This is a genomic window from Holzapfeliella saturejae, assembly GCF_037546065.1.
Lineage (GTDB): Bacteria > Bacillota > Bacilli > Lactobacillales > Lactobacillaceae > Holzapfeliella > Holzapfeliella saturejae.
Map to the genome: position 1 here is coordinate 72690 of NZ_JAWMWG010000004.1, position 12382 is coordinate 85071.

The following is a 12382-nucleotide window of genomic DNA, read 5'->3' on the forward strand; positions in this document are numbered from 1 at the left end:
AAACTCCTTTAATAAACTTCGGTCACTTCTAGTTGGTCAACAGTTGTTTTTAAAATTGATAAGTAAACCCTAATTGTATCAAGTGCTGTGAATAAGCTCAGATTATCTTCAATAGCAGCACTTCTGATTAAACGATTTTGGTCAGAATCTAAATCAACATTGTCACAAGTGTTAATCACAATGTCGACTTCTTTTTGGCGTAAGTAAGCTAAAGCATCTGTTGTAAGTTCTGATTCACTTGCTAAGTCAGATTTAATTCCTGTTGCTTTTAAAATCGAATTATTACTATCGATAGCCAGTAACTTGAATCCTTTTTCAATTAACTCTTGGGCTACTTTGATTAGGGCATTGGGATTTTGAGGATCCATAGCCAGTAAAACAGTGCCGTTATTGATGACTTTAATTCCAGCACCAACAAATGCTTTATAAAGTGCATCCTGATAAGTTCGACCTGTTCCCATGACTTCACCTGTTGACTTCATCTCTGGTCCAAGTAAAGTATTGATATTATGGATTTTATTAAAACTGAAAACGGGCGCTTTAACATGGATTAACTCTGTTTCAGGTAAAACTCCATCTTTAAAACCTAACTCACTGAGTTTTTGACCTAACATCACTTGGGTTGCTAATTGTGCCAGAGGGGTATTCGTGATTTTTGAGATAAAAGGTACAGTTCGAGAAGCACGCGGATTAACTTCAATTACGTAAGCAATATCGTCTTTGATTACGAATTGAATATTCATCATCCCAATAATTTGTAATTCTTTAGCTAGTTTAATTGCAGCTGTTGTCATTTGGTCTTTGACTGATTGTGATAGTCGTTGAGTCGGATAAACAGCCATCGAGTCACCAGAATGTACACCGGCTTTTTCAATATGTTCCATAATCCCTGGAATGACAGCCGTTTTACCATCGGATAACACATCAACTTCGGTTTCAAATCCCTCAAGGTAATCATCAATCAGTACCGGATGGTCATGTGAAACCGCAACCGCTTGCGTCATATAATTAATTAGTTCTTTATCAGACTGAACGACTGCCATACCACGTCCACCTAGTACATAGGAAGGTCGAACTAAAACCGGATAACCAATGGTGTTAGCAATGGTAACTGCTTCTTCAACTGTCGTTGCAGTATCGCCTTTTGGTTGAGCTAAACGGGCATTTTGAATCACTTGATTAAATAAATCACGGTCTTCAGCCCGATTGATATCATCAACTGTCGTCCCCAGAATATTCACGCCATAATCTTGAAGCTTTTTGGCTAAATTGATACTAGTTTGACCACCAAATTGCACCACAACACCCCTAGGTTGTTCTAAATCAATAATGTTTAAAATATCCTCTAAATCGAGTGGTTCAAAATACAGTTTATCTGAAATCGAAAAATCAGTGGAAACTGTTTCAGGGTTGGAATTGACGATGATGGCTTCATATCCTAGTTTTTGAATTGCTTTCACACTATGAACTGTCGCATAATCAAACTCAACGCCTTGTCCGATTCGAATAGGACCTGAACCTAACACTAAGACGGACTTTTTGTCAGAAGCAGTAGATTCATTTTTGTGATCATAAGTTGAGTAATAGTAAGGCGTTTTAGATTCAAATTCACCTGCCACCGTATCAACCATTTTATAAGCTGGTATAATACCTGCTTCTTTTCTCAATTGACGGATTTCTTCAGTTGCACAGTTGGTATAATGAGCAATCGTTTTATCAGTAAAGCCATTTTCTTTAGCGGTTTTGATGAGGGTAATATCAGCTTTGTTTGCTTTCAGAACTTTTGCAATTTCTAAAATATGAAGCAGTTTATCCAAAAAGAATACATTAATTTGAGTTAAATCAGCTAACTCATCAATATCAACGCCACGATTTAAGAGTTCAAATAAGATAAATAAGCGGTCATCTGTCGCAGGATTCAGTTTTTTCATTAAATTAGCAGTTGAAACCGCCTCATAATTGATATCTTCAATACCTGCAATCTCAATTTCAAGTGAACGAATTGCCTTTTGAATCGACTCTTCAAAGTTACGACCAATCGCCATAACTTCACCAGTAGCTTTCATTTGTGTCCCGAGCGTATTATCCGCAGTTGGGAACTTATCAAAGGGCCATCTTGGAATTTTGGTCACCACATAATCCATAGCTGGTTCAAAGTTTGTAACGGTTGTTTTGGTAATTGGGTTTTTAATTTCGTTTAAAGAGTAACCTACAGCGATTTTAGCCGCAATTTTTGCAATGGGATACCCTGTCGCTTTTGAAGCAAGGGCTGATGAGCGCGACACTCGCGGATTAACTTCAATAATGTAATACTGCAAACTTTTAGGGTCTAATGCCATTTGAACATTACAACCCCCTTCAATTTTAAGAGCTTTGATAATTTTAATTGCTGAATCTCGCATCATTTGATACTCACGGTCTGATAAGGTTTGCACAGGTGAGGTCACAATTGAATCACCCGTGTGTACCCCAACTGGATCAATGTTTTCCATGGAAGCCACAATTAAAGTATTATCTTCATGATCACGCATCACTTCAAATTCAATTTCTTTAAACCCTGAAATCGATTTCTCCACTAAAACTTGATTAACTGGTGAAAGTTCTAAGCCGTTGGTAACGATTTCTTCAAGTTCCTTATCACTATGGGCAAATCCACCACCTGTACCGCCTAAGGTATAAGCTGGTCTAATCACTAAAGGATAGTCAATTTGGCGGGCAATTGCCTTGGCTTCAACTAACGTATTGGCGATTGCTGATTCAGGAACGGGTTCATGCAAGCGGTCCATTAACTGTTTGAATTTGTCTCGATCTTCTGCTTCTTCAATGGTATGTAAGTTAATACCTAATACTTCAACGTTATACTCAGTTAACACGCCAGCATCAGCCAGTTCTTTAGCCATATTAAGTCCGGTTTGACCACCTAAAGTGGCTAAAATCGCATCAGGACGTTCTTTTTCAATGACTTTTGTCACAAAGTCTAATGTAATAGGTTCAATATAGACTTTATCAGCAATATCATGGTCAGTCATAATAGTGGCAGGGTTTGAATTGATTAAGACCACTTCATAACCATCTTCTTTTAGTGATAAACAAGCTTGTGAACCCGAATAATCAAATTCTGCTGCTTGACCAATAATAATCGGTCCAGAACCAATTACCAGGATTTTTTTAATATCTAAACGCTTAGGCATGTTGTAATCTCCTTTCAGCTTTTGTCATCATTTGTGCAAAACGGTCAAACATATACGCTGCATCATGTGGACCTGGACAAGCATCAGGATGGTATTGGACTGAAAAGGCAGGACGATTCATTAACTTCAACCCTTCAACGGTGTTATCGTTAACTTCTTTTTGCGTTACTTGCAGATGTGTATTTTGAACAGAGGCTTCATCGACGGCATAACTGTGATTTTGAGAGGTGAAGTTTGATTGTCCCGTTTCAAAATCATACACTGCATGGTTAAAGCCACGATGTCCGTATTTCATTTTGTAAGTTGTGGCCCCGTTAGCTAAAGCAAAAAGTTGGTGGCCCATACAAATTCCCATTAGAGGATAACGGGCTTGTAGTTGTCTAATCAATGGTAGAACCTGTCGATGATTCGTAGGATCTCCTGGCCCATTTGAAAGTAAGATCCCTGCTGGGTTGACTGCTTCAACCGCTTCAAAAGTAGTCGTATAAGGAAACAGTACAACGTGAAGTTGACGTGCTTGTAAGGCTTTAATGATTGAGTCTTTGATTCCAAAATTAATAACCGCTACCGTATGACCTGTGTTATTATCTAAAGATTCTCCTTCTTGAACATCATTTTGGAATTGACTGTTGAGGTTAGTTTTCAAAATAGCGTCGATTTTAGCTTGATCAATTTCAGAAACAATAACGGCTTTCATTGAGCCATAATCTCTGATTTTTTGTGTTAATTCACGGGTGTCAATTCCCTTAATTCCAGGTAACTCATGCTGCTCAGCATATTCTTGTAGTGTCATGTCTGCTCTTTGATTCCCAATTCTTCGAGCAAGTTCATGAACAATGATTGCAGCAGCTGCTGGTTTGTCAGCTTCAGAATCTTCTAGATTAATCCCATAATTCCCAATCAATGGATAAGTAAAATTAATCATTTGACCTTGATAACTGTTATCAGTAATGGTTTCTTGGTAACCCGTCATACCAGTATTAAACACTAGCTCTGCATAAACATCTTTAGTTGAGCCAAAACTTTCACCTGTATATACGCTGCCATCTTCTAAAACTAAATATTTTTTCATGTTAGTTGCCCCCTTAAACTTAACCCTTGTATGCGATTTTGCCATCTACTATTGTATATTTTGTTTGTCCAAAAACTTGCCATCCTAAAAACGGTGTATTGGTCCCTTTAGATAAGAAGTCTTCTGCTTTAATTTCATATTCTGAGTCTAAATCCATAATCGTCAAATCTGCTGGTTGTCCGACTTCAAGTTGCCCGCCTTGAATGTGGAAGGCTTGTGCTGGATTTTTTGACATCCACTTCACTAAAGTTGCCAAATCAACTAATCCACTTTTAACAAATTTGGTATAAATCAAGCTAAATGCGGTTTCAATCCCCACAATTCCAAAAGCTGCAGTTGTCATGCTTCCCTGCTTTTCTTCTCGGCTGTGAGGGGCATGATCAGTCGCAATCATATCAATTGTGCCATCAATCAAACCGGCAATAAGTGCTTTGCGGTCATCCTTTGATCTTAAAGGTGGATTCATTTTCATCATTGGATTATCGAATTCAACCATTGAATCATCTAATAGTAAATGATGAGGTGAAACTTCTGCTGTCACGTTAACGCCCATTCGTTTAGCTAGCCGTACCAGTTCGACAGACTCTTTAGTCGAAATATGAGCGACATGATAATGAACGCCTGTACTGTGTGCTAAAACTAAATCTCTTGCTAGTTGAGAAGACTCACTTAATGGACTAATTCCTGGTAAGCCTAATTTTTTTGATGACTCGCCTTCATTCATAACCCCTTGATTAGTTAAGCTGTTATCTTCAACGTGAGCAATAATTGGCTTATTCACGTCTTTGGCTTTTAACATCGCTTCGTACATAATATTAGCTTGTTGTACACCACAGCCATCGTTTGTAAATCCAATAGCTCCCATCTGCGCCATTTTTTCAATATCGGTATTATCTAAAGCACTCAAGTTACTTGAAATAGCCGCATATTGCTGCGTTTTAACCACACCATCTCGTTGATTTAATTCAAACATCTGCTGTAATCTCTCAGGGTTATCAACCACTGGCTTAACATTTGGCATGGCAAACACGGTTGTAAATCCGCCACGTGCTGAAGCCTTTGTACCTGTTTCAATCGTTTCTTTATAAGTTAAACCGGGTTCACGAAAATGAACATGAACGTCAATTAATCCCGGTAAAATGGTGTTCCCCTCACCTTCAATCACGGACATCTCTGGTGTTTTTTCAATGGTTGGTGCAATCTGTTTGATAAGGTTATCCTCAATTAAAAGGGACACCAATTCATTATTTAATTTTACATTTTGAATTAAAGTCAGTTTAGTCAATGTTCAAATCCTCCTGTAATAACCCTTTTTCGTCAAGTAGACTAGCTAGAATCGCCATTCTGGCAAAAACGCCATTGGCCATTTGCTTGAATATACGTGATTGTGGAGCTTCCACTAAGTCTGAATCGATTTCAACCCCGCGATTAACTGGAGCTGGGTGCATGATAATCGCTTGTTGCTTAGCTTTTTTAAATCGAGCTTTGGTTAGTCCAAATTGAGTGTGATAATCTAAAGCTTTAAATTGTTTGACTGAATTTGTATTGAGTCGTTCAAGTTGTACGCGTAGTAACATGACCACATCTAATTTTTCAATTAACTCATCGATATTTTCAATATATTGCCCATAAGGTGTAAATGACTCGTCATACCATTCTTTTGGTCCTGAAAAATAAACGGTTGCCCCTAATTTATGAAGCAATTGTGCATCTGACTTTGCAACTCGTGAATGGGCTAAATCACCAATGATGCCGACTGATAATCCTTTGAAATAGCTAAATTCTTCGTAAATCGTCATTAAATCAAGTAAACACTGTGACGGATGTTGTCCTGACCCGTCTCCACCGTTGACCAGCGACGTTGTCAAACTCTTATCGGCGACCATTGCCTCATACCAACCGTTTTGACCATGACGAATCACTTCAATATCGGTTCCCAAAGCCTGCAAGGTTTTAACTGTATCTTCTAGCGACTCACCTTTTTGGGTGGAGCTAGTTGCCATATTCAAATCTAAAACAGTCATGCCCAACTTTTGTTCCGCCATATAAAATGACGCATGCGTTCTTGTGCTATTTTCAAAAAATAAGTTCGCAGCATAAACTGGACGTTTCAAAGTTAGTTTAAGACCTGCTTTAAATTGTTCACTCAACTCAATCAACTTCATAATTTGGGTTGGTGAGTCATTATTCATGTCGACAAAATGTTTTGTCATGTTTTTGCCTCCTAATTAACTTACCCTCTCTGGAGTAATCTTTATTAATTACAGAATCAAAACCAATAAAAAGACTCTTTGGAAAATTCCAAAGAGTCTACTGTCTAGTCTTAATGATGGTTGTAACTATCCCTTGATTAATTCTGCCGTATGAACTTTTGCGTACACTTCAGCTAAAAATAGGATAAGGTTACAGTTTGGTTATTATCATAAGACCTTTGTGACTCTCTGGCCAACATTAAAGGTTCTAACTTGTGATGTGCTTGTAATGATAATAACATCCTCGCTTTTAAAAAGAAAGGAAAGTTTTGATTTTATTTAGCTTCCACTGAAATAAAGTCCTGCTGATTAAAGTCATATAAGCCTTGATCAGTTAATTTAATTGATGGAATAACTGGAAGTGTTAAAAACGACAGCGTAATAAATGGGTCAAACACTCGGTTTGTGCTAATCTTTTGATAAGCTTGGTTCACAAGATCTAAGTCTTGTTGAGCTTCTTGGTAAGACTTAGCAGACATGAGTCCGGCAATTTTTAGTGGCATCGTTGCTAAAACTTTGCCATTTTGAGTCACTGCAATTCCACCACCAGATTCAGTAACCGCTTGAATCGCTTCATTAATGGAATCATCATCTGTTCCGACTGCCACAAGGTTGTGAGAATCATGTGCTACTGTAATGGCTACGGCACCATTTTGAATCTCAAATCCCTTAACTAATCCCAAACCATAAGTTCCAAGATTATGATGACGTTCAATCACAACCATCTTCAAAATGTCCTGGTCAATGTCTGAATTAAATTGACCGTTGTCTAATTTAACGTGTGTTTGTAAGTGATCGGTCACAATGTGGTTAGGTTGAATTTGGATAACGTTACAATAATCACTGCTTAATGGCATTTTTAAATCTTCCAATTTAAAATTGTGATGCACGGTTGATTCTGAAAATTGAGCAGGTTGTGTCGTAAACTCACTCAAAATTTCACCGTTCTTCATCACTTTATCAATTGTAACGTCTTCCAAATTATCTAAGAAAACAATATCAGCTTGATAACCAGTTGCTAAAGCACCTGTTTGATTTAATTTATGAGAAGTTGCCGCATTAAAGCTCGCCATCGTAAAGGCCGTTTCAGGTCTAACGCCGTGTTTAATTGCTAATTGAATACAGTAGTCAATCGACCCTTCACGATCTAAATCTGTAATTAATTTATCATCTGTACAAAAAGCTAATCGTTGAGCGTTTGATTCTGTTACCGCACCAATCGTATTTTCAATATCACGTTCAACCGTTCCTTCACGTAAGAAAACATAGTAGCCGGCACTAAGTCTGTCTTTAACTTCTTGGACGCTAGTCGCTTCATGATCCGTGTCAATCCCAACTTGACGATAAGTATCTAGTTGCTCAGGCGTCAGTCCAGCTCCGTGCCCATCTGCATGATAACCTGCTTCTTGAGCATCTTTAATTTTTTGCATAATTTCATGACTTTGACTTGCAACAGCGGGAAAGTCCATTACTTCTGCTAAGCCATTCACTTCTGGATAGCGATATAGCGGTTTTAAATCTTTAGCATTTAGGACGGCTCCACTATGATCAAAAGGTACACAAGGAACCGATGAAGGTAACATAAATCGCACATCAAGTGGCGTTTGACGCGCATCTTCAATCATGTATTCAATTCCTTGAGTTCCCATTACATTACCGATTTCATGAGGGTCTGTCACAATCGTAGTCACACCATGTTTGAGTAGAACTTTAGCCAATTCACTGGGAGAAACCATTGCACTTTCAATATGAACATGTGCATCAATAAATCCAGGTACTAAATATTGGTTGCGAGCTTCAATAACAGTTTTTGCTTCAAGTTGATTATTTTCACCAACCGACACAATCTTACCTTTATCTAACCATAGTGTCTGTGGTTCAAATTCTCTTGTAAAAACATTCAAAACTAATCCATTTTGAATGCGTGTATCAACCAATTTCATAATCCAATTTCCTCCCGAACGAAAATTATTTTATAGACTATCTTATAAGAAAAACTGATTTATTTCCAGTTTTTTTATAAAAAAGTTCGGTTTTTAATTAATTTCTCAATAAAAAAAGCGGAACAGATTGTCCGCTTTTAAAACCAATGATTATATAATAAATAGAAATTCACAATCATCACCAATCGACACAGCTGTCTAAACCACAGCTCAAAGTTACCGTTGACACGATAATAATACCAGCGATACTTTCGCTTTTTTTGATAAGATTTAAACTTTGGATTATAGCGATATCTCCCAAATGGGAAAAACCAATTCACACCTTGTTTAGAAAAATTATCTAAAATAAGATGCAAGGCATAACTTATTGTAAATCCTAGAATTAAATTACGAAATAAATAATCATTAGCTCCCATTTGTGGTAACTGATAAAACAATAATACCAGTAAAGCCACAATCCATAAGGTGTGGGTATATGTCCGATGGGGAATATACTGCAATACATTGAGCTTGCCTAACAGTCTTGTCAGTTCAGAGTCATAGGTATCGCCACCATCTAAATCAGGTGCAAAAGAACCGAAATGAGCACCAACTAATAGTGGCAGTGCTGCTTTAACTGGATAATTTGTTAATAATATGCCGCCAGATATCACAGCATGTGAAAACGCAATATGAGATTTTTTTAACAATTAAATCTACTTTCTAACCGAGTGTTTTACCATATTGATAATTATGGATTTTTTCGTTATCGGGCATCAAACTACCACCAGTAGCCCAAACGATATGAGTGGTTTTAGGGGTATTCATTGCCACTTCATTAGCAATTAAAGCTTTCAAACCACAAAATCCAGCCGTAGCTGAAGGTTCAACTGAAATATGTTCAGTATCTTCTAATCTAACCAAGTAACGATAAATATCTTTGTCTTCAAATGTTGCACTGGCAAAGAGCAAGGTTCGCATAATTGGTCCGGCGATTTTTGAAGGACGGCTCACTGCTAAACCATCCGCAGCAGTTAAGCCATCAAGACCGAAGTCTTCTACACAAATACGGCTGTTTTGTTTGGTAATTAAACCAAGTGTAACAGATGGCACATGTGTTGGTTCACAAAAGACAGGGTAAACATGATCACCAAATAATTGTTTTAATCCAAATGAAACGCCACTTGGACTACCTCCAACACCTGCTGGTAAATAAACAACTAATGGATGTTTGTCATCCACTACAATATTATGGTCTTTCAATTGCTTTTGAATACCTAATGCTGCAACAGAATAGCCTAAGAATAAATCTGTTGAACTTTCATCATCTACAAAATAAGTATTGGGGTCGGCTTGAGCACATTTTCGACCTTCTGTAATCGCATGAGAAAAGTCGCTATCATATTCCACAACTTCAACACCATTAGCACGTAATTTATCTTTCTTCCAGTCTTTAGCATCATGTGACATATAGACGGTTGTTCTAAAGCCAAAACTAGCCGCAGCAATACCCACGCTAAGTCCTAAGTTACCAGTTGACCCAACAGCCACTTTATATTTTGCAAAAATATTCATGAATTTTTCTTCTGCCAAAACAGCATAATTATCACGATAAGTTAAGTCACCTTTTGTCATCGCAATATGTTCAGCGAATTTCAAGACTTCATAAATACCACCGCGAGACTTAATTGATCCCGTAATAGGGAGTAAGTTATCTGCTTTTAAGAATAATGACCCCTTAACTTGCAAGGCTTCGTCCATTTCGTCATTCCATTTTTTTTGGAATTCGTCTATCCTAATTAAAGGTGATTCAATAACACCTTTGTCAGCTTTCGTTTCGGGAAATACTTTTGCGATAAATGGTGCAAAACGTTGCCATCTAGCGTCTGCATCAAAAATATCAGCCAAACTAAATCTCAAATCGGCTTGGTGATTATATTCTAGATTTTTCCAAAAAATTGGTTGTTCGTTTTCAATATCAGCTATCTCTGGTAGATGTTTGTAATCTTCTTTAGAAAATGTCATGATGATACCCCACTTTTTAATCATTTATTGGCTTCATTTTATCATTAAATCCTTATAATATCAGTACACAATGTTAATAAAATTAACACGATATCACTTTGGGTTAGTTTAATATTTATTAAAGATCGAATTTATAGTAATATTCAACTATATCTTATTATTGAACAGAAAGTAGGACAAATTCATTGAAAAGAAAACGTGAACGTCATAATCGTTCAAATATTGGGGTTATTTTAATTATTCTTGTAGCACTTATTATCGTTGCTATTGGTGGATGGCCCTTATTTGCAAATTCAAAACATACCTCACCAATGACTAACCAAAGCACAGTTGAATCTTCTCAGATAACCAACGCTTCTGATGCTCATTCAACTTCATCTGTTAATACAGGTTTTAATGCAGCTAAGGTTGAGCAGATGGATAATTATATGGCAGATTTTAGTAGTTACATGGGACAAAACTATAAACGTTACTACCCCCAAGTTCTTAATCAAACAAAACTTAATTTTTATGGTTTTGACATCACGACTGAGTTAGATCAATTTAACTACTATGTGGATAACACACCGGTTAACTTCCGCTTAGCTTCGCCTCAAGAAACGACTTATCATAATTCTGATTACAACATTGTTGGCGTCTATAGTGATGTTGAATCTGCACCTTTTGCTGGGGCTCATTTATACTTGCTAGCCATTTACAACCAGAAACCACAGGTATTAATTACGATGCAAAACCAAGGTATGCCTGGAAATGCCATGTACTTTAAACATACTGAAAATTCAAACTTAGCAACTAACTTTGCAAAAATCTATAATAATTAAATCAAACCATCATAAATGATGGTTTTTTTATTTAAAAAAGAGTTGATTTATTAAAATAAAATTAGTATTATATTAGTAACAAGAAAACAATAACTACTCAACTAATGGATAGCTTCCTAGATTTGAAGCGTTGGTTCGACTCCAACTTGGGTAATTATCTTAGTGAATTGTTCCAATTCCATTCCTTTTCCGTTATACTAATTTAATTTTTTCATAATTAATTCACTAAGATATTAATGCTCGATGGCACAATGGTACTGCGCTCGGCTGTTAACCGAGAGAGTGTTGGTTCGATTCCAACTCGGGCAGTTTAAAAAGCTGATATAGACTATCAGCTTTTTATTTTTGCTTATTTTCAATTAAACTTGTATCATTTATAGTGATTAGACTTATACCATTATAAAAAAGGACTATTAATCAAATGAAAAAAAGAAAAGACTACTTAAAAGAACATCAAAAAAAATCGTTCACACCTTGGATTATTGGCGGTATCATTGGACTGATTGTCATCGTTTTAATTGCGGTAACTTTACTAATGCCTAAAGCTAGTACAAGCTCCTTACCTGTGCAGTCTTCTGAACAAGAAACAAGTTCAACCAAAACTGAATCACAAAGTCAAAGTAGCACGCAATCTTCTGAATCTAGAATTCCAAACAGTGCACGTTTAGTTCAAGAAATGGATACTTTCATGCGTTCTTTTAGCAGTCAAATGGGACAATCTTACCAACGCTATTATCCTCAAAAAAACAGTCAAACAACTTTTTATGGCTTTGATTTCGTTAATGGTTTAGACCTTTATAACTATTACGTGGATGGTTCTCCTGCAACAATTGGCTTGATTAACCAAAAAACAATGCGTGGCACATCTGATTATAATGTTATTATGGCCTATAGTGATATCAAAGATAATTCAACCACTTATACTGATAGACATCTTTATCTATTTACATTACACAATAATCAGCCTGAAGTTTTAGTGGCTACACAAGATCAAGCGACTGCTGGTAGCGTTTACTTTAGACACACGCAAAATACTACCTTAAAAACCGGATTTGAGAATCTCTATAACCAATAAAAAAGAAAGCTGATTTAATCAGCT

At 36.8% G+C, this 12382-nt stretch carries 9 protein-coding genes and 1 tRNA gene; 3 read left to right on the forward strand and 7 right to left on the reverse strand.

The genetic code is table 11. The features are described from left to right. Nucleotides 1-8 precede the first annotated feature (8 nt). The 7 genes from carB to R4Y45_RS06650 form a co-directional block, all read right to left on the reverse strand. Complete coding sequence (gene carB, locus R4Y45_RS06620) at nucleotides 9-3191, reverse strand: carbamoyl-phosphate synthase large subunit (protein ID WP_339970389.1); 3183 nt, start codon at nucleotides 3189-3191, stop codon at nucleotides 9-11. Continuing rightward, entirely contained in the window at nucleotides 3184-4263 is a 1080-nt protein-coding gene (locus R4Y45_RS06625) for a carbamoyl phosphate synthase small subunit (RefSeq protein WP_339970390.1), read from the reverse strand. The genes carB and R4Y45_RS06625 overlap by 8 nt, the downstream gene beginning before the upstream one ends. A 19-nt stretch (nucleotides 4264-4282) precedes the next feature. Further along, entirely contained in the window at nucleotides 4283-5539 is a 1257-nt protein-coding gene (locus R4Y45_RS06630) for a dihydroorotase (RefSeq protein ID WP_412747372.1), read from the reverse strand. 1 nt (nucleotide 5540) lies between these two features. Beyond that, on the reverse strand, nucleotides 5541-6476 hold the full coding sequence (locus R4Y45_RS06635; protein ID WP_339970392.1) for an aspartate carbamoyltransferase catalytic subunit: 936 nt from the start codon (nucleotides 6474-6476) through the stop codon (nucleotides 5541-5543). 314 nt (nucleotides 6477-6790) lie between these two features. Further along, nucleotides 6791-8461: an adenine deaminase gene (gene ade / locus R4Y45_RS06640; protein WP_412747373.1), complete on the reverse strand. Its 1671-nt coding sequence runs from the start codon at nucleotides 8459-8461 to the stop codon at nucleotides 6791-6793. Nucleotides 8462-8595: 134 nt separating this feature from the next. Beyond that, entirely contained in the window at nucleotides 8596-9147 is a 552-nt protein-coding gene (locus R4Y45_RS06645) for a metal-dependent hydrolase (protein ID WP_339970394.1), read from the reverse strand. Nucleotides 9148-9160: 13 nt separating this feature from the next. Further along, nucleotides 9161-10462, reverse strand: a complete 1302-nt coding sequence (locus R4Y45_RS06650; protein ID WP_412747374.1) for a D-serine ammonia-lyase — start codon at nucleotides 10460-10462, stop codon at nucleotides 9161-9163. 185 nt (nucleotides 10463-10647) lie between these two features. Here R4Y45_RS06650 and R4Y45_RS06655 point away from each other — a divergent pair, with 185 nt between their 5' ends. The 3 genes from R4Y45_RS06655 (at nucleotide 10648) to R4Y45_RS06665 (ending at nucleotide 12358) form a co-directional block, all read left to right on the forward strand. Beyond that, on the forward strand, nucleotides 10648-11283 hold the full coding sequence (locus R4Y45_RS06655; RefSeq protein ID WP_339970396.1) for a DUF4767 domain-containing protein: 636 nt from the start codon (nucleotides 10648-10650) through the stop codon (nucleotides 11281-11283). Between the two features lie 237 nt (nucleotides 11284-11520). Next, nucleotides 11521-11592, forward strand: a tRNA-Asn gene (locus R4Y45_RS06660). A 112-nt stretch (nucleotides 11593-11704) separates the two neighbouring features. Further along, a complete protein-coding gene (locus tag R4Y45_RS06665) occupies nucleotides 11705-12358 on the forward strand; it encodes a DUF4767 domain-containing protein (RefSeq protein WP_339970397.1) in 654 nt (217 codons plus the stop codon). Nucleotides 12359-12382 lie beyond the last annotated feature (24 nt).